Origin of the sequence: Flavobacterium rakeshii (assembly GCF_009741375.1) — a bacterium.
Classification (GTDB): domain Bacteria; phylum Bacteroidota; class Bacteroidia; order Flavobacteriales; family Flavobacteriaceae; genus Flavobacterium; species Flavobacterium rakeshii.
In genome coordinates this window covers 110,263-130,092 of record NZ_WOWP01000054.1, presented here as the reverse complement: position 1 = coordinate 130,092, position 19,830 = coordinate 110,263, and the positions used below count along the sequence as shown (strand labels likewise).

Sequence of the window (19,830 nt, the reverse complement as noted above, 5' to 3'; positions counted from 1 at the left end):
ATTTTGTTAAATATAAAAGCCTCTGCACTAACAGAGGCTTTTTTTAATGTATAGATAACAATTACTGTTTTTGTATCCTTATTGTTTTTTGTGTTTCCTGAGAGCTTATCTTAACCATGTATATTCCGGTTTCAAGGTTAGACAGGTCTACCTGTATTTCGGTATTGCTAAAATTATTAGCAAATACTTTTTGACCAAGTAAATTGTATACTTCTACATTGCTAATAGTATTAGTATTGCTTAGTGTAAGTATATTGCTTACCGGGTTAGGGTAATAGGTTAGTGATTGGAATAATTGTTCTTCCAGTCCTAATGTTATATGTGCAGTTACAGCAAACCTTTCCATGCTTTCCATTCCGTCTACCGTTTGAGTAGCATAATAAGTTGTATTGTCAACAAGCGGAGTGGTTAAAGGTAGTGGTGTATCACTTTCGGTACTTTCATACCATTGTATGTTTTCACCTTCAGCTTCCAAAACGCTAAGGGTTTCCCCTTCATTAAAATACTGCTCGTTTACACCTGTAGGAGCTGGTGAAGTTATGTAGATAACCATTGAAGCAACAGAGAAACATCCAGTTTCGATGCTTTCAACTCTTATCCATACGGTTTCTCCATTTAGGGTATTATATGTTTCGGGAGTCGATATTTGTGGCGCACCAACAGATGCGCTCGCTTCTGTAGTGTAAAAAGTGATGTTGTACTCTTCGCTGTTTAGGTCGCCTAAAATTTGGGCATTGTTTACTGTAAGGTCTACAGTATTGCTGTAAGCTATTAAGTCTTCCGGGGTGTTAATAAGGGGAGCCGGTACTGCGTTAATTGTAAAATAGGCAACGGCATAGTTAGAAGAATCTCCGTTTTCGGTTAGTCTTGCATAAATATTTTGTAATGGAGTTGCGAGATTAGTATAATACATAGGCTGTGATATGGCGTTTGTTCCTATGTCTGCATCCTCACTGGTTTGATGGTAACTAACGGTATAATCGTTACTGTTTAATCCGTTAAGGATTATAACGTCATTTAGTGTAAGGTCAAATACAGTATACCCGTCTGAATTAGTATCACAGGCCGATAAATCATTTGGGTTGCCCATATTAGGCTGGGCGTAGGCAATACCTCCTAAAAGTAATAGTAGTAATTTTTTCATATAGCGTGGTTTTTGTTAGGGTGCTAATATAGGAAAAAAACTACATGGTAAAGCATTGTCTTCGTTTATTTTAGATAAACGCAGTGATTGTAGTAGTCTATAATTGCTTTGCCTTTCATTAAAATATCGGCGCCTAAAATACCGTGTACCGGTTTGGCTTTGTATTGCCTAAGGGCTTCATTAACGTGAGACATGTCAAAAATTACCAGTCCGAAGTTTTTGTCTTTCCAGTGTCCCAGTCTCAGGGTGTTTTTTACCGATGTTTGTGTAGTCATGCCTATACCTCCGGCTCCGGCAGCTTTAGTGTCAGAATCGTCTGCACTAAGTTCAAAACGCTCAATACCTTCAAAATCCACACAGCTGTTTGAAGCTCCTGTGTCAAGGATAAAAGTTCCTTCAATTCCGTTAATTTTTCCTTTTATTAGAAGGTGTTGTGTTTTTGATATTTTAAATTTTATGCGTTTGTAGCCTTTTTCTTTAAGTGTGAGGTGTAAGTTTTCCATAGTTTTTTATTGCATTCCAAAAATACTTTAAAATATGATATTATTAAGGCAAAAAACCATAAGGCTTTGTAATTTTGCAGCCCAAAAGCTTTTATAATGATTTTGACAGATACACATACCCATTTATACAGTGAAGAGTTTAGCGAAGACCGCGAACAGATGATACAACGTGCCTTTGATGCCGGAGTTACCCGTTTGTTTGTTCCGTCTATAGATTCGTCTTATACTCAGTCTATGTATGAGCTTGAGGCTAAATATCCTGATAATGTGTTTTTAATGATGGGATTACATCCTACCTATGTAAAAGATAATTATGAGGAAGAACTGGCTCATGTGGAACGCGAGCTTGCCAGCCGTAAGTTTGCCGCCGTGGGTGAAATAGGTATTGATTTGTACTGGGATAAATCGACATTAAAGCAGCAGCAATATGCTTTTAAGCACCAAATACAGTTGGCTAAAAAATACAAATTGCCAATAAACATTCATTGCAGGGATGCCTTTGATGAGGTTTTTGAAGTACTGGAGTCGGAAAAAGGAGATGACCTGTTTGGAATCTTCCACTGTTTTACCGGAAGTTTTGAGCAGGCACAGCAGGCTATATCCTATAACATGAAATTAGGTATTGGCGGAGTGGTAACTTTTAAGAACGGTAAGATAGATCAGTTTCTTAATGATATACCAATCAGTAACATAGTGTTGGAGACCGATTCGCCTTATCTTTCGCCTGTGCCTCACAGAGGTAAGCGAAACGAGAGCAGTTATACCAAACTGGTAGCCGAAAAACTGGCGCTTATTTATAATAAAAACCTGACTGAAATAGCCGAAATAACAACGAAGAATGCTTTAGATATTTTCGGGATTTAACGCAGAATTCCTGTAAAATTGATATTTTTTTTGTTTTTTTGTAAACTGTTTTAACCCTAAAGAAGTACATGTCGAAATTTGACCATATCAGGCCCTTTTATGATACCGAGGTGAATGAAGCTATTTGCAGCGTTGTACACCACCCGATGATGAAAGCGCTTATGAGTTTTGCTTTCCCCGATGTCGATGAGGCAGTGTGGGCACAGCAACTGAGAAAGACGCATTCTAAAAGGGATTTTCAGATTAATTTTATTTACCACGCCGTACAAAAGGTGTTGGAAAAAAGCTCAGAAGGCCTTACCACTTCGGGGTTTGAAAAACTGGAACCGCATACTCCGTACCTGTTTATTTCAAACCACAGGGATATAATACTGGATACCTCACTGCTTAATGTTTCATTATACGATCACGGACTTGTAATGACGGCTTCTGCCATTGGTGATAACCTGGTGCAGAAAACATTTTTACATGTGCTGTCACGACTTAACCGAAACTTTTTGGTGCAGCGTAATCTTCCGCCAAGGGAATTACTGCAAAGCTCTAAACTGATGTCTGAATACATTTGCCAGTTGCTTAACCGTGAAAACCGTTCGGTTTGGATAGCACAGCGTGAGGGTAGGACCAAAGACGGTGACGATGCTACCCAGCAGGGAGTACTTAAAATGCTTGCAATGGGATCTGACAAGAAGAACCTGATGCATTATTTTAAAAAGCTTAAAATCGTTCCGGTTTCTATATCGTATGAGTATGATCCTACCGATATGCTGAAAATGCCACAGCTTTTGGCTAAAGCCAAAGATGAGATTTACATTAAGGAAAAGAATGAGGATTTCATTACGCTGTTAAGCGGAATCATGGGGCAAAAGAAGAGAATCCATATTCACGTGGGCGATATGCTTACGGATGATTTGGACAAAATTGCTGATGAGTTTGATAACCAAAACAAGCAAATACAGGCACTGGCTCAGGTAATAGACGAGTCAATACTTACCACATACAAGCTTTGGCCTACAAATTATATTGCTTACGATTTACTGAACGATACTACCCGTTTTTCAAAATATTATACCGATAAGGAAAAACAGTTGTTTGAACGACGCCTTGAAATGCGTATTGATAACGACAATAAGGTTTTAAGAGAAGGATTTTTGGCTATGTATGCCAATCCGGTGGTTAATAAAATGAAATATCAAAATGCAATCTAAGCCTACTATATTACTTATTTATACCGGAGGTACCATTGGTATGGTTAAAGATTTTGAAACCGGTGTACTAAAAGCTTTCAACTTTAAAAAACTATTACAAAGGATACCCGAACTAAAACAGCTGGACTGTAACATAGAAACGGTATCTTTTGAAACTCCTATAGATTCTTCTAACATGGACACCGCCCAATGGGCTCAAATGGCCAAAATGATAGAAGACCATTATGATGACTTTGACGGATTTGTTATCCTGCACGGGTCAGATACCATGTCATATTCGGCTTCTGCATTAAGCTTTATGTTGGAAGGACTTAACAAGCCTGTGGTGTTTACAGGTTCTCAGCTTCCTATTGGTGACCTGCGTACCGATGCTAAAGAAAATCTTATTACGGCGATACAAATCGCTTCGTTAAGGCATAACAATCACCCCGGGGTTAGGGAAGTATCACTGTATTTTGAATACAAACTGTACAGGGGTAACCGCACCACCAAAATTAGTGCCGAGCATTTTAACGCCTTTACATCGCCTAACTATCCGCCACTGGCAGAATCGGGTGTGCATTTAAAAATCAATAAAGAATTACTGCTTAAAGCCGACGGGAATAAAGATCTTAATGTGCATTATAAGCTGGATGATAATGTGGTTATCATAAAAATATTCCCGGGTATTAATGAAAAGGTGCTTACTTCCATACTAAACACTCCGGAACTTAAAGGGGTAGTGTTGGAAACTTATGGTTCGGGTAACGCACCTACTGAAGACTGGTTTATAAACATATTGCAGGATGCTATTAACCGCGGACTGTACATTGTAAATGTAACACAATGCTCAGGGGGTAGTGTTAACATGGGGCATTATGAGACCAGTACCAAGCTAAAGGAAATAGGGGTTATATCGGGGGCTGACATTACCACCGAAGCTGCCATAACCAAACTGATGTACCTGTTAGGTAAAGGTACGCCTGTAGCCGACTTTAAAACGCTCTTCGAAGCTCCTGTTTGCGGAGAATTATCACAATAATTTTTGATATAAACTATTTAATACTATTTTTGCAGCCGCAATAATTTAGAGAGGTGGCCGAGTGGTCGAAGGCGCACGCCTGGAAAGTGTGTATGCTCCAAAAGGGCATCGAGGGTTCGAATCCCTTCCTCTCTGCCAGTAAAATCCTTATAAAACTGATTATCAGTTTTATAGGGGTTTTTTGTTTTATAAATTGTACGGTAGATTTTTTGAAGTTTTTCAGTTTGAAAAACCTATATATACTGACTAAAATGTTGCTCAGAAAAAGAGTATCTTTATGTTGCAAAAATTACAATAAATGTTTCGTCATAAAGGCAAAAGAAGATCGTATGGGCATAACTTCAGGTTGGCGTCCCTTTTATCTTTTGTAGCTGGGATTGTAAACATTGTAGGGTTATTATCAGTAGATGTACTTACAACAAATGTAACGGGGCATTTTGCTTTCTTTTCACGGACTTTTGTAAGCGAAGAGTTCTCCAGTGCGGTTATTTATCTGTGGTTTCTGGTGAGTTTCCTTGTAGGAGCCTTTTCTTCCAATTTTATAAGTGAGACTATTGTCCGCAAAAGGGAAAATCTCTCCTATGTTGTTCCCATCCTGCTTGAAATTATCCTTTTGATGTTAGTGGCTACTCTACACTTTAATCAACCCAATGTTTTGGCATGTATTCTATTGTTTGCAATGGGACTGCAAAATGCTTTAGTAACCAGAGTGTCGCAGTCGGTTGTAAGGACAACGCACCTAACAGGTATATTTACAGATCTTGGTATTGAACTGTCTCAGCTTTTGTTTTACAAAACTGCCAATGAGAACTTTACTCTTAAAAGAAGTATCTATTTAAAATTGGCTATTATAGTATGTTTTTTTGCCGGGGGTATAGCAGCTGGGTTTGCTTACTACTACTTAAAGCTGAAAGTCCTTTTTATAGCGAGCTCAGCGCTTATATTAGCCTTGCTTTACGACTATATACTGCTTAAATTTTATGTCATTAAAAGAAAAGTATTGCACAGGCACTGATATTACTTTGATTCTTTTCCACTGCGAAATGTCAAAAAAGGCATCTAAGGTATTGCGGTCACAACTCATGGTTATAACAGAAGACTACCGCATAATAGCTTAGGGTTTTATTCCCATCTTATAGTATCGCTTTGAGTTCTTTCATTAACGGTCTCGCCGTTTACAATTTTTCTGTAAGTTTTGTAGTCTATCCAGGTAGTGTCTTCTAAAATTCGATAATGTGAAAATTCATCTGTGAATTTAATTTTTCCTGCTTTATCAAAGTGATGAGTAATACTGTCTGTTCCATAGCGGTATTCATTGCTGGTAATAAGCTTTCTGTTCTTCTTGTCAATTAGTTCTATGCGATTGGCTTCTAAGTCATCTGCTGAAATGTATATTCCTTCTTTATAATGAAATAGATAAACATACACTCTGTCATTCATAGTCATGTTCCCGGAATAACTTTTTAATAGGATGTCGGTATAGCTGTCAAAATTTACATCTTCTAAGCTCTCCTTATTTATCTCGTCAAAGTAATTGTTTTTGTTGTAGTTTGGCGGAGGGTAAACATCGTGGTGCTTTAAAAGTAATGTGCGAGTCTTATAATCGAAGAGTTTTATAATGATTTCTTCATCATTTATGAGTTTATGTTCCCAATAACATTCAATCCCATTTAACGTAAAAGGCTTGCTGACTTTTACCAATGTATCAGGTATGACTTCTCGGACTGGTGGTTTAGTCACAGGGTCAGTAGTGATTTCATTCATTAGGGTGTTGTTAGGTGTTTTATTATTACAGCTTACGAGAATAAAGCATACAAAAATTAAAAGGGTTATAGTTTTCATTTTATTCTAGCTTTAAAACCTTGTCTCCCCAAACTAATGAAGCCTCACGATCGCAATTCCCAAAATAATTTCCGAGTATATAAACCTCCCTGTCACCATTTGATATTTTTAATACAATAGGGAAGCTTTGGTTTTCCCTTGTGCTAAATAACAAGGTAGATGTAATAGTCCCTTTTTGTGTGATTGCAGATGTATCTAATAACTCTTGCAACTTGGCATTGAGTTTAGGGTTATTATTGTCAATAATTTGGTCTACGAAAACTTTGCCAATTATACGTCCACTTGTTTCGACAGATTTAAAAAGTGGGTAATCACTATTATTCATATTTTGTTCATTGACGACTTTCTCATATAAGTTTTTTTGAAGAAGCTCTTTTGAAACAGGGAATATTTCGTAATCAAATTCTTTTATATCTTCTCCGTTTAAAGTATAAATGTTGAACGTAAGAATGCCACCACCGCATCTCTGAGAATAAATTTTTGGAGAGAGTAAAAATGTAAAAAGGAAAATTAGAGCGAATCTTTTCATAGTATCGGTTTTTTGGTAACTAGTTTACTGGTAAACATATATATAACAATATAAAAAGAAGAATTATTGTCTAAAAAGGCATTCTGTCATATTGTTAGGATTTGTTTTTGCATTGTACCGAAACTACATTCGTATCAACTTCTAAAATTTTATTGAATTTATCAAACTCTTCACCATGTGTAAAATCAACTTTAATTAATGTTTTTTTTGAGTAGTTTATTAATTCTAAGTCTGTATTTTGTATAAATTTTATTAAAAAGTATTTTGGTGTTGTTAAAAGGCATGTTTTATTACTTTTACTTAGCGACACCTTAAAAGCGCCTTAATGCAATGAAAAAGCACCTTGAATATAACGATCAGGATTCTAATAAGTTTTGGAGTATAGAAACAAACGGTTTAAAGTATACCGTAACTTATGGTAAAACAGGTACAGGCGGAACTTCAAAAACAAAAATATTTGAATCAGAGGAAGAATGTCTTTTAGAAGCGCAAAAACAGTTAGCGCAGAAAATTAAAAAAGGATATTCTGAAAACGGTATTCGGGCAAATATACCTGAGAAAAAGAGCAGTAAGGAACTTTCAGGTTCATTAATAGCAGAATATGATGCTATTGTGATTAACAGGCAAATAGATAACCTGCTTCCTTTTCTGAAAAAAAATGCAAAAGGTAATTTAGATGTTTTAAAAAAGAATATCAGGAAAAATAGAACTTTCTGGCTAACTTTTGTTGACCTTAGTAAAGAACCTCAGTATAAAAAGCAAGGTAGTTTTCAATGGGGAAACAGGGGTGATGATGTTCAGGAAAGAATAATACTGCTTAGTGCTATAGCCTTATTTAGAGAAAAAGAAATAATGTCTTGGAGTGAGGTTTTCAATATTTTAAATAAACCTAACGATCCTTATGTAAAAGAAGTTTTAGAATGGGCAAAGCCAAACTGGATTGAGGTTTTTTTACTGGATAAGATTAAGAAGGAAGAGTGGCGCACTTTTAACTATTTTTCATTAGTTGCTCTTGAAGAAAACAGCTTTATAAAATTCAGTCCCGAATTATTTGCAAACAGCTTAGCCCGGCATAGTCTTTATGGAGAAACAGATAGTGCAAAAAAATATATTGACTATATAGTTAATACAAAAACGGCTTATAAAAGGGATGTACCCCAATTATTAAACTATGAAGTACCGGTTCATTCTGCATTTTTCAAAAAAAACGAGAATGAGGATTATAATGCTCATCTGGTTTTCATGGAAGTGTTTGAAAAGCTTTTAATACAGGAAAAAATAGACAGAATATTCCTGATAGAAAGTATACTGCTGGTACAAACTAAAGAATGGAATAATAGCATCAAGTCTTTTTACCGAAAACTATTAACCGAAATAGTAAAACCAGAACCCGAAGAACTGATTGATTTTCAGGAGGTCATATTTGCGTCTTTTCATAACTCTTTTGTACCTGTTGTAAGTTTTGGTACAACATTGATTAAAACTATTTATAGTTTGCCTGAATTTAATATTGCTTCGTTTTTGGAATGGGTAGAGCCATTAATGATGAGAAGTGATGCAAAAGGGGCGATAAAAAGTATAGTAATATTACTCGAAAAAATATACAAGCTCCATCCGGAATATGGGAGCAGAGTGGCATCTGTTATGTGCGATATCTTTGTAGTGCCTGATTTATCCCTACAGGAACGTACGGCTAAAGCGTTAATTAAATTAGCGTCAAAAGGTATCCAACTGCCTTTAGAGAAACTGGCAGATTATTCACCATTAATGCAGGGGAATATAAAAATAATACTCTCTGATTATCTAAAAGATGTTGAGGAGGTATATGAACCGGAACAAAAAGAGTATGTTTTTAATGGGCAAAAAGAAGTTCTTTTGACTGATGAGGTAAATTTACCGTCTAATTGGAATGAACTAATGTATCTTTTTGGCAGTTTTATATATTCTGAAGAAGTTTTGGATGGAGAGATACTTTTAAATGCATTTATAATTCAGCAGGACCTCTTTCCTCCTGATTACACTAATCAGCTTGAAGCGTATTCAAAACAGTTAAACGAAGCTTTTTTTAATAGTCATGATAAACTTTTCTTGAAATCATTTTTTCAGCTAAAGTTTCAAAATATTTTAAGACCTGTAAAAATTGTTGACAATACCCGAAATAAGGTAAGAACTCTCAAAATAATAGATAACATTATTGAAGCTGCTCAAAAAAGAATTAATACCAATGTAAGGCAGTCTTTGCTTTGTTTTCCTACTCATAAACCCCATTGGGTTGCCCCAAAAGTACTTTTGGAAAGGCTTATAGAGCTTAAAGAAAATAAAATAGAGCTTAATTATACAGATTTGGCTATAGCCATAAGCAGGATGCCTCGTGAAAATATTGATGAAGCATTACCTTTACTCGAAAAGTTGGACGGCGAACTCAAAAAACTTATGGAGTTTTGCCTTGGGGTTACGAAGGAAATGCCATTAGCACAAAAGAAATCTTTTTTAAATAAACTTTTATTAATAACTAACAACACATCTAATTATAATACCGAAGCTTTGTGGGCAGTAGCAGCCAGAACTTTTTATCCTGAAGAGAGTTTTAGTGAGTTTCAGAAAGGTTATCTCAAAAATGTGCCTTTTGTAGAAAAACCTTTTGACCCAGAACTAAGGTTTAAAGAATGTTATAACGATATTTATAATTACAGGACACGCACTACCGAAAGGTCAAAATCTTGGTATAAACTGGAGTATAGCGTAGATAACTTTTCTGTTGCGCCACAACATTTTTTATATGGTTTAGATATTAATAGTGGTAAAAAAACATGGGAATCCTTTTTGTGGTCAAAGGGGAATGTAAAGTTTTGGCATAGCCTTATGCCTCAAAATATCAATCCGCTTTCACTATATTTAACTTTAGAAACTTTCTCTCAAAGTTCAGAAGGAGGAGAGGTGGCAGAAGCTTATTTACATATCCTTAATGAAGGAGGCTTTAAGCTTTCAGGGTCTGCATTATTAAATCTTGCTTGTAGTTTGTTTTTAGAGAATAAAAAAATAAGGCTTCTGGCAACAGAAGTTTTGATTAATTTAATTGAAAAAAGACATATAGATATAAAGGTCTTTTCTTATAAAACAGCTTTTTTGGTGAATAACAATTATGGTCCGTTTGGAAGAATGGCAGAAGCCCTTATTTCGGTAAAAGATGTTTCACCAATGCATAACTCAGCCCTCCTTTTAATAACTGAAGGTATATTTGGAAATTTAGTAATTAAAGAGAAACTTCCTGTAAACTTTAAAAAGCTGGTAGAATGTTATGTAGACTTATTGTATAAAACAGAAAAGGCTCCTGCTGAAAAGATTATAACCTTTTTTGAAAGTTATAAAAATACAGCTTCATTAAAACCATTAATCAGCCAGATACAAACAATCCCTTAACAGCTATGACAGATTTTCAATATCAGTATAATACACTCTCAACCCTTACAAAAGGTAACGGTATTAACAGTTTGATATTAGCCCATCAGACAGAAATAGAAGAAGTGAACAATATACCCTGCTTTTTTTGGGGTAACCTGACAGATTCATACATAACAGCAAAATGCTGGACAACCCTGGCAAAAGTTGTACGTTCAAGTTTTGGACCTATCCCAATTACTTTAAAGGATCCTATTGTTTCTGCAGGTACAGAACGGATAAGGTTTGAGGGCTTTTCATCGTGTAACGGGGTTTATGCAAGGCTCGATATGATGCCCGAAGCTATAGACGGTGAGTTTTTAGCAAATGGCACAACTAATGTAGACTTTAACGAGCCTATGCTCAATGCACTCAATGCCATACAAAAAAACGAAAAAGTAACTTTAGCAGTGGGTCAAAAAGATGTGCAGGTTATTACATCAAAAACAAAAGCTGTTGAAAAAAAAGTAACTCTGCCTACCAGATGGATAAAAGGGCTAACAAGTGTACAGTTGTATCTGGCCGAAATGCAGTTTAAGTTTGAGCTGAATAAGATAGAAACTTTACAATTATTTCAAAGTTTACCAAAGGGAAATGTAAAGGGAGATTTTTACGTTGTAAAAAGAGCCGGTAAGTTTATGTTCTCTGCTTTGGCTTCAAAAGATGGATTGAGAATAGGAGGGGTACATAGACTCCGTTTGCTTGATGGTATATTACCTGTTGTGAAAAAAGTGTATGTTTATGAATCAGAAAATAAAGAAACATGTGCTTTTGTATGCGATTTTGGTAAACAGCAGATGTTGCTGGCTTTCTCTCCGGATGCTTACAGAGGGTTTTCCGGTGAAGGAAAGGTACTGGAGGCTATTACAGAAGAGCTTCCGTTGGAGTATATATATGGGTTAAATGCCCTTTTAAAATCAAACGAAACATTTACACCTTCGTTACTTTCAATAGAACACGATATCGATTTTAATACTATAGAAAATTTAACGGCGGGGTTGTCCTCAATGGGGTTGTTAGGGTATGATCTTACAGCCGGGAATCATTTTTACAGACAGTTGCCTTTTAAAACAGATCGTATTTTAAGTATGAATCCCAGACTTAAAAATGCAAAAAAAATAATTAACAACGATGAGGTAACTTTTATAAAAAAAGAGGCAAATATTATTGAGGCTTACGTTAAGGGAACTAGTGTAAATCATAAAGTTGCAATAATTAATAATATTCCTCAATGTACCTGCAACTGGTTTACACAGTATAAGGGTAAAAGGGGTATTTGTAAACATATACTGGCAGTGAAAATGATGTCCTGATTAGCTTTTTACAGATATACGTTTAATTATAAAGATTTTACTTTTATATTTCTTTATAAATCATTTCTTTTGTTTTTTATGCAGTGATATGCAGCAACCAAAACAACCATTTTTAGAAACCTTATACAAAACACGTACAATAGGACAAATTGTGCTTTATAATGAGCGCAGGGATATTCCGCGTGGTGAAAAAGCTGCTGCACTTGATTTTTTAAAATCAGAGTATGAAAGAGAAAGTACTAACTATCCGTATTTAGTACCTGATTTTGATGATGAAGCCGCATTATGGGGAGCTAAAACATTATACTATGCGGCTCAGTTATACCTGTACAGAAAGGACAATACTTCACAGCTTACCACAATTTTACCAGCTTACCCTAAAGAGCCCGATGCCCCGGCTTTACTTTCGGCCGATTTGTGCCTGCGATTCCTGCCCCAGGTAGTTGCAATGTTAAAAGCTACAGATACTGAAGATTTGCTTATACCTGTTTTGAACAAACATCTGGAAAAATTTCATTATTCAGTGATAGGATTTGAAGCAAACCCTAACAGTTTTAATTTTTCGATACTCAATACCAATCAATGTTTAAAGCAGTTATATCTTGATAGGATTATAGAGAGAAAGGATATTGCTTTTGCCGAAAATGAAGAGGTTAAGCAATGGCTTAACGAATGCCTGGGAGATCATAAAAAAATCTTTTGGGAACAGCTTACCATATAACTATATTTATCATTACGATTAACACACCTATATACCATGACAAGCATACAAAAACTTATTGCTGTTTTAGCTGAGCTAAAAAGCGCTTTTGTTGGCAAAGATGAAATTATAGATCTTTTAGGAATAAGCCTTGTAGCAAAAGAAAATGCTTTTTTGCTGGGACCTCCCGGTACTGCTAAAAGTGCTATTGTAAGAGCCCTTTCTGATAAGATAGAAGGAGGTAATAATTTTGAATACCTGCTAACACGTTTTACAGAACCAAATGAGATTTTCGGTCCGTTTGATATCAGGAAATTAAAAGAAGGTGAGCTTGTAACTAATATTCAGGGAATGATGCCCGAAGCCAGCATGGTATTTCTGGACGAGATATTCAATGCTAATTCGGCAATCCTTAACAGCCTTTTAATGGCTCTTAACGAAAAAATCTTCAGGAGAGGTAAGGAAACCTATAAACTCCCTGCTTTAATGTTTGTGGGGGCCAGTAATGTACTGCCCGAAGACGAAGCGCTTAATGCTCTGCTGGATCGTTTTTTAGTACGTATTCAATGTGATTATGTAGAGCCTGATTTACTGCATGAGGTACTTCTTGCAGGAAGGGAACTGGAAAAAAGGGGAAAGGGACAGGGAGCATTAGTTTCTATTGAAGATGTAAAAATTTTGCAAACCGAATGTAAAGAGGTAGACCTTTCGGGAATACGTGAACAATATGTAAATATAGTGCATAACCTGCGTAATACCGGTATTAAGGTGTCAGACAGGCGTGCGGTAAAACTGCAAAACCTTATTGCGGCAAGTGCATTGGTTTGTGGCAGGGATAAAGCTGTAACTTCAGACATGTGGGTTTTAAAATACATTTGGGACACCGAAGAACAGATTGAAGTACTGGAGGGTATAATCAATGCAATTATTGAGAAAGATGAAGGCCATGACAGGCCCCATCCGCAGGCTATGTTCAATAAGGTGCCCGATGCCGAAGAGGTATTGAAAGATATTAATGAGCTCTCTAAAAAATGGGGAGATGAAAATCTTACTTACGACGAAAGAAATATAATAAAAGATAAACTAAGGTATTTGCAGTCACGTTGTGACTGGATTAAAAACGGAGAGAAAAAGCAATATATCCATAAGGAAATAGAAACGTTATGGCAGAAAATACTTCAAACGGTGTAAACACCTACCTGATGGAAATTGCCTTAAAGGATAAGGGTTTTTTAAGCAATATCCGTCATTGGGAAAACCTGAAGGCTGCACCAGGTAACAATGTTTTATGGATTAAAGATATTACTGCTCAGCAGGCAGATAGTGTTGAAATACAAAGTATTCCGTATAAAAAACTATATTATCAAAGAGATAATCTTTTATTTTTAAAAGGTAATAATCTTCCTGAAAAAAAGATAGACGGTACACTGCTATGGTCTTTACTTTCAAGAGTTTTACCTGTAGAGCTTCCGTCTTTTAACCATAATTATTTTGGTGTTTCCCAAAAAGCAGATGTAAAGATAGTTCCAACAGAGACAGAGCGTGAACCGGTTGCTTTACTGGTAAAGGCTAAAAAAGCAGGACCATATATCACTACTGCCCCGGCAATTCGTTTAAGAGTTTTGTCGTGGATAGGCATTAACGATTCTGTTTTACTGGCGGGTACACCGTTACTCCCTTTGGAGGGGCAAACCTACTGGTTAGCTACAGATATGCTTTTGCCTACGGGGTATGATTTTGAGTTTCCGCAACTATATGCCTTTACTAAAAAGGCAATAGACCCTAATGATGATTATATTATTTTATGGGATAAGGAAAACACCTATGCTTTGTTGCCAAAAACCAAATTTATGCCACTTAGTATAAGTTCATTCCGTTTAACGTATTCAGATTATTAACAATGGATTTACAGGAATATTTCCAGTCATTTAACTATTACTTTTGGGAATGGGACAAAGAAATCCATTCTGAGAGCAGTGTGTTTGAATCGGTTACCATAGTAGACGGCAGTACCATAGCTTATGAACCTTACATAATAGAAGTTTTAGAATATTTAGCCGAAGAGAGTATACCGCCATTTGGATCACTTTTGTTAGTAATTATTGCTACTAACCATGATCCTGTGGTTTCGCTAAAAAAAATATCCGATATAGTTACACAAAGCTTCAGTATAACTAAAGGTGCAGCATCTGAAGAATGGAGCAACGGAGCCTTTACATTTTTAAAAAAATTCATTGCTTTACCACAATTATACAAAACAGGGAGTAAGAGAAAACAGTTACTGCAAACTGTTTTTTCTGGTTGCCACAATAGGATTTCTAAAGATAAAGCTCAGGCGATTATAACCGAATATAAAAATCATAGGCATCATTTGGTAAAGTGTGCACAAAAAATACCGCCAAGCTATGCCGTCTTTCAAAAAGACTTCAGGACGCTTTCGTTGTTAAATGATACCTTTCCGGATACGCAAACTATACTTAAGGCTATAGAAGACCTACCTGTAGTTAATGAGATAGCTAATGATGTTGAGGAAAAGGGTATAGTTAAAGAACAGCCCGACCTTTTAACGCAACTCACACAAAATGAAACTACATTTACTGTAGGGAGCCTTATTAAAACACTATGGTCTGGGCTTACAATACCTATGCATCATTATGCCAGTGGCAGGCAACCGCTTGGAGGTGTGTCTGATCTTACCAATAAAGGAGATTTCAGTAGGTTACTACTTTCAGAGTTTGCTAATGATGATGATGTGTTTATGTCAAGGCTTGCAAATAACGAGGCGCTGTACATTGAACGTGAAGTACCGCCCGAAAATGATACTTTTTTCAGGGCTATACTTATTGATGCTTCCATCAGGAACTGGGGTACGCCAAAAGTATTGTCTTTTGCAATGGGGCTTGCTATTGCAACACACCCTAAAACAGATATTGAATGTCGTTTGTTTGTAATAAGCGATACTTTTAACGAGGTGCTGTATACAACGGTTGATGAGGTTATAGATGGTTTAGAAGTGCTTTCGCCAGAAATGTCGGCAGCAACCGGATTCAAAGCCTTTTTTGAATCAGATATTATGGCTTTTTCGCCAGAGGTTTTTGTTATCACTACTCCCGATGCGCAAAAGGTACCTGCACTACAGCAGGTATTAAGTGAGTATTATTCTAATTTACATTTTATAGTTGAACCTGATTTTTCCGGATGTATAGATTTTTATAAAATTGTTAATAAGGGCAGAAAATTAATTCAGCATTTAAAACTTCCTTTGGAAGAGTTATGGCAAAACAAACCAAAATTCAGTTCATACAATAAGAAAAGAAAGGAGAAAAAAAGAGAAGTTAATGTTGATTATCCTTTACTGTTCCCATTACCACAGCAGGAAATAGCGAGATTTTTTCTTGATGATTATATTTATATACTAACCCCTAACCGAAGCTTATATAAAACATATTCTTTTGAAAGTGAAAGACGAGGTGGTTATTGGCACGAGGGTACTTATATAGAGGAAAAAGGCTGTGATATTGTTTTGGAAAATCTTTCGGTTAAAGCCGGAGGTATACATACCCTTGGTAAAATAAATGACAATTATATAATGGTGTCTTTTTATAATAAAGAATGTTATGTAAGCTACCATAACCTGAATACAGCAGAGTTTTATAAAACCGATTTAGTAATGGTGCAAAACGGGAACTATAAAATTCAAATGGTAACAGGTGAAAATGGATTTGATATAAATAGGGTAGCTGTTTTTAATGACGGTTTAAGTGATCCACATTATACGATAATAACAAAAACAGATAGTGGTCTTGTTATAGAAAATAACGACGATGTTGGGAATGTAAAAGAAACTCACACACATTTCCAGAAAAAAATGAATATGTTGAGGTTTAAACATGGTAGCAATATTATTAAAAACCTTGATTTTGTATGCATAGACGGGCAGGGTAATTTACGGTTAACTAAAAAACATGCCTTTCGGGTATACATAAATGAAGCATCTGCCTATAGTCGTATAATTCTTGAAACAAACAGGAGTGATGGAGAGAAAAAGGTAGAGTCTGCTTATACTAATCTGGGAGGAGGCATTGGCGAATTTTTATTTCCGGACGGAAGTAAAATCATAAAGGACAGTAAAGGGATTTTAACACTAATAAGCAGTAATTCCAGAATCCCTAAAATATACATACCTTCTTCGGTACAGTTTAATCTTGGAGTATATTCTAATTATGAATATGCAGGGAATAGGTATTTTTTGAGTGCTGAAAACGAAGGTTTATATACCGAGATTAATATTGAGGAGTTTGACCGTAAATATATAAAGCCATTTATAAAAACCATTGTTGAGTATGGAGCTTAAGTTAAAACCGTCTCAGGGAAATAAGCATCCTAAAAGGGGAGTACTTGTTAAAGGTGAATCTCCCTTAGTTTGGTTAGAAGGACTTAAGGTTGTCAATTTAAATCTTGAGACGGTACAGGTATACCCTATTCCTTCGGGGCAGGCAAATGTGCTGTATGGTTGTATTGTTTTGTTAAATGATGCTCATGAGTTAAAAGATACAGGTAGTGCCTCTTACTGCCAGTTAATAAATAATAAACTGTTTATTCCTCAATATTCGGCTATTGAGCCTAGGTTAAGCGAAGAGGAATGGCAAAAGCTGTTTGGTGAGAATTACTACTTTTTCCATCCGGAAACCGGGCTGGTAGAACTGGAGGAACAGGTTAACTGGGGTGCTATGCTTACATTGCCTCCCGAAAGAGAGATAAACATAATTAAACCCTTTAAGGGAGTAGAGATTCCTAAACTAATCAACTCTCTTTCTCTTGAGGGTAATGCCGAAGATTTACTTAAATCGCTTGATGATGTAGAGGAAGACGGAATAGACAACCTTCCGTTTAATCTCAAAAAAATAATGAAAGGGAACCATAGGGAAATGGATAAGCTATTAAAGTTTCTGGAAAAAAACCCGGATATGGCTTTGAAATATGGTGTTCCACTAAGCATGGCAGGAACAGCCAGAGGAGAATCTGGTGGGATTTTTACTTTTGGAGCAGGAGGAGGTTTTAGCAGCGGTTTATCTGAGATGTCAAGAATAGGGAAGTATATTGTTGCTTTTATTATAAGTATAATACTGATTGTTTTTATAGGCTCTATTTTGGAAAGCAAAGGAGAAAAAGGTTTTGGAGGAGTATATATAATCCTTTTCATGATCATTTTTGGTATTCTCAGAAGGCTTATTAATTCAGATTCGTCTGCTTCGCTAGGCGGCGGCGCTGCACAAATTGATAATGACAGGTTTAGAACACTACAACAAAAATATGAGGAACTGGCTAATCAATATATTAATCAAAAGGAATATAAGAAAGCCGCTCAGGTATATTTAAAGTTGCTTAAAAATAATATTAAGGCAGCAGAAGTGCTTGAAAAAGGAGGGTATTATGCAGAAGCAGGAGTGATTTACAGGGATAGATCTCCGCAAAAAGCAAAAGCGGCCGAATGTTTTGTGAAGGGGAAAATGTACACCGAAGCACTCGTTATATACAAGGATTTAAATATGAATGAAGAGGCCGGAGATGTTTATATACTGCTTAACAAAAAAGAAGAAGCTAATAGGTACTATACTATAGTAGCAAATGATTATAAGGAAAAGAGTATGTATGTTAGAGCGTCGTTTATATATAGGGATAAAATGCAACAGCCACAACTGGGTCAGGAAATATTACTTGAGGGCTGGAACACTAATAAAGATGCTTTTAACTGTCTTAATAATTACCTCTTTAATATTGAAGAAGATAAAGATGCAGTAAAGGCGATTAGTAATATTTATGACAAGTTAGAAGCCAATCAAAGGCAATCTTTTTTAAATGCAATAAGGCTGGAATACCAAAAACGGGAGAACTTTAAAGAGGATATTAGGGATATTGCCTATGAGGTGATTTCGAAGGAAATGAAAACCAATCCTTCCATAGCTTCAGAGCTGGTAGATTATAATAAGCAGGATAAGTCGATTGTAAAAGACGTAATGAAATATAAGGCTCAGGCAAAAAAAAGAAGATAATAAAAACAGTAAACCCCGGTATATACCGGGGTTTACTGTTTTTCTGAAAAAAATAATTTCTTTTTCTGTAACGTTTGCTGTTTGTTGTTACTTACTCTATGTAACATCAATCAAAGCAATTATGAAAAATAAGTCACAAGTAACACAGCAAAATAGTATTGTTAGCCTTTTGCTTGTCTTTTTAGGAGCATCAGGGCTTAGTTATACTTTAGTAAGTCATTTTGTATTTGAGGAATATTTTCAGAGTCTGTTATTCCTATTTTCAGTAATATTTTTAATGAAGGGGCTTACACCTACGGTTACGCAATATTTTAAAAACAAAAAGGAAGTTTAATCATCAGTCAAAACAATCAATTATGAAAAAAGTGATCAAATTAGCAGTAGCTTTTACAGGACTACTATTGTGGGGGAGTACACAGGCTCAAGAGAAAAAAGTAGAATTAGAGAATTCACTTTTATGGGAAATATCGGGTAACGGATTAACCGAACCTTCCTATCTCTACGGAACTATGCACATGATGTGTGAAGCCGACTTCATGATTAAAGAAAAGGTTAAAAATGCGATAGAGAATACTGATAAACTTGCACTGGAGCTTGATTTTGATGATCCTACAGAGCTTATGGCTATGCAAAGCATGACGACTTCAACCAAACCTCTTAGTGAAAGGTTAAACAAAGAAGATTATGCAGCGTTAAACAATTTTTTACAAACCAAACTTGGTGTAAAAGCAAGTCAGTTTGAGAATTATACACTAATAGGTATTATGAGTGTGGTAATGTTTAAAAGTTTAAACTGTCCGCCAAAAATGTATGAGGTAGAGTTTATGCAGCAGGCAATGGCAAATAAAAAAGAAATACTGGGTCTTGAAAAAGTAGAGGCTCAGGTTGCAGGATTTAGTGAATCGTATACCAATGAGGAATTTATAGAGCAGTTAAAGTATTATGATACTTCTTACTTTGATGAGATGGTTTCTATATACAAAGAAGAAAACCTTAACGGTTTATATGAAATGATTATAGATGAAAAGTTTATGGATGCTGATGCAAAAACTATAATGCTGGATAACCGTAATAAAAACTGGGTTGCAGTAATGCCTGAGCTTATGAGGGTACAACCGGTATTTTTTGCGGTAGGGGCAGGCCATTTACCAGGAGAGAACGGAGTTATTAACTTATTAAGAAATGCCGGATACAGCGTAAAGCCTGTGTTGAAATAGT

At 35.8% G+C, this 19,830-nt stretch carries 17 protein-coding genes and 1 tRNA gene; 14 read left to right on the top strand and 4 right to left on the bottom strand.

The genetic code is table 11. The annotated features are described in order from the left end of the window. Nucleotides 1-61: 61 nt before the first annotated feature. Both GN157_RS14080 and GN157_RS14075 read right to left on the bottom strand, forming a co-directional pair. Complete coding sequence (locus GN157_RS14080; RefSeq protein ID WP_157484151.1) at nt 62-1,144, bottom strand: T9SS type A sorting domain-containing protein; 1,083 nt, start codon at nt 1,142-1,144, stop codon at nt 62-64. A 65-nt stretch (nt 1,145-1,209) separates the two neighbouring features. After that, on the bottom strand, nt 1,210-1,647 hold the full coding sequence (locus GN157_RS14075; protein ID WP_157484150.1) for a retropepsin-like aspartic protease: 438 nt from the start codon (nt 1,645-1,647) through the stop codon (nt 1,210-1,212). A 96-nt stretch (nt 1,648-1,743) separates the two neighbouring features. On the opposite strand from GN157_RS14075, the gene GN157_RS14070 reads away from it, so the two are divergent. The 5 genes from GN157_RS14070 to GN157_RS14050 all read left to right on the top strand — a co-directional run bounded on the left by GN157_RS14070 (nt 1,744) and on the right by GN157_RS14050 (nt 5,752). Continuing rightward, nucleotides 1,744-2,511 (top strand): TatD family hydrolase, encoded by a 768-nt coding sequence (locus GN157_RS14070; protein WP_157484149.1) that lies wholly within the window; start codon nt 1,744-1,746, stop codon nt 2,509-2,511. Between the two features lie 68 nt (nt 2,512-2,579). Continuing rightward, nucleotides 2,580-3,716, top strand: coding sequence for a 1-acyl-sn-glycerol-3-phosphate acyltransferase (locus GN157_RS14065; RefSeq protein WP_157484148.1), 1,137 nt, complete (start codon nt 2,580-2,582; stop codon nt 3,714-3,716). Further along, entirely contained in the window at nt 3,706-4,737 is a 1,032-nt protein-coding gene (locus GN157_RS14060) for an asparaginase (protein ID WP_157484147.1), read from the top strand. Before GN157_RS14065 ends, GN157_RS14060 begins: the two co-directional genes overlap by 11 nt. A 47-nt stretch (nt 4,738-4,784) precedes the next feature. Beyond that, a tRNA-Ser gene (locus tag GN157_RS14055) sits at nt 4,785-4,875 on the top strand. 160 nt (nt 4,876-5,035) lie between these two features. Continuing rightward, entirely contained in the window at nt 5,036-5,752 is a 717-nt protein-coding gene (locus GN157_RS14050; protein WP_157484146.1) for a YoaK family protein, read from the top strand. A gap of 107 nt (nt 5,753-5,859) precedes the next feature. Here the strand turns inward: GN157_RS14050 and GN157_RS14045 are convergent, their stop codons facing one another. After that, entirely contained in the window at nt 5,860-6,438 is a 579-nt protein-coding gene (locus tag GN157_RS14045) for an XAC2610-related protein (RefSeq protein ID WP_157484145.1), read from the bottom strand. Nucleotides 6,439-6,580: 142 nt separating this feature from the next. Further along, nucleotides 6,581-7,108, bottom strand: a complete 528-nt coding sequence (locus GN157_RS14040) for a hypothetical protein (RefSeq protein ID WP_157484144.1) — start codon at nt 7,106-7,108, stop codon at nt 6,581-6,583. A 330-nt stretch (nt 7,109-7,438) separates the two neighbouring features. Between GN157_RS14040 and GN157_RS14035 the strand changes: the two genes are divergently transcribed. The 9 genes from GN157_RS14035 (at nt 7,439) to GN157_RS13995 (ending at nt 19,829) form a co-directional block, all read left to right on the top strand. Next, on the top strand, nt 7,439-10,528 hold the full coding sequence (locus GN157_RS14035; protein WP_157484143.1) for a DUF6493 family protein: 3,090 nt from the start codon (nt 7,439-7,441) through the stop codon (nt 10,526-10,528). 5 nt (nt 10,529-10,533) lie between these two features. Continuing rightward, nucleotides 10,534-11,859, top strand: coding sequence for an SWIM zinc finger family protein (locus GN157_RS14030; RefSeq protein WP_157484142.1), 1,326 nt, complete (start codon nt 10,534-10,536; stop codon nt 11,857-11,859). 88 nt (nt 11,860-11,947) lie between these two features. Continuing rightward, nucleotides 11,948-12,580, top strand: coding sequence for a hypothetical protein (locus tag GN157_RS14025; protein WP_157484141.1), 633 nt, complete (start codon nt 11,948-11,950; stop codon nt 12,578-12,580). A 36-nt stretch (nt 12,581-12,616) separates the two neighbouring features. Further along, nucleotides 12,617-13,750 (top strand): AAA family ATPase, encoded by a 1,134-nt coding sequence (locus tag GN157_RS14020; protein ID WP_157484140.1) that lies wholly within the window; start codon nt 12,617-12,619, stop codon nt 13,748-13,750. Further along, nucleotides 13,723-14,457 (top strand): hypothetical protein, encoded by a 735-nt coding sequence (locus tag GN157_RS14015; RefSeq protein ID WP_157484139.1) that lies wholly within the window; start codon nt 13,723-13,725, stop codon nt 14,455-14,457. Before GN157_RS14020 ends, GN157_RS14015 begins: the two co-directional genes overlap by 28 nt. A gap of 2 nt (nt 14,458-14,459) precedes the next feature. Further along, a complete protein-coding gene (locus GN157_RS14010; protein WP_157484138.1) occupies nt 14,460-16,913 on the top strand; it encodes a hypothetical protein in 2,454 nt (817 codons plus the stop codon). After that, the gene (locus GN157_RS14005) at nt 16,903-18,612 is read left to right on the top strand and encodes a hypothetical protein (protein ID WP_157484137.1); all 1,710 of its coding nucleotides are present in this window, start codon (nt 16,903-16,905) and stop codon (nt 18,610-18,612) included. The genes GN157_RS14010 and GN157_RS14005 overlap by 11 nt, the downstream gene beginning before the upstream one ends. A 121-nt stretch (nt 18,613-18,733) precedes the next feature. Then, on the top strand, nt 18,734-18,946 hold the full coding sequence (locus GN157_RS14000; protein ID WP_157484136.1) for a hypothetical protein: 213 nt from the start codon (nt 18,734-18,736) through the stop codon (nt 18,944-18,946). Nucleotides 18,947-18,968: 22 nt separating this feature from the next. Further along, complete coding sequence (locus GN157_RS13995) at nt 18,969-19,829, top strand: TraB/GumN family protein (RefSeq protein WP_157484135.1); 861 nt, start codon at nt 18,969-18,971, stop codon at nt 19,827-19,829. Nucleotide 19,830: the final 1 nt, after the last annotated feature.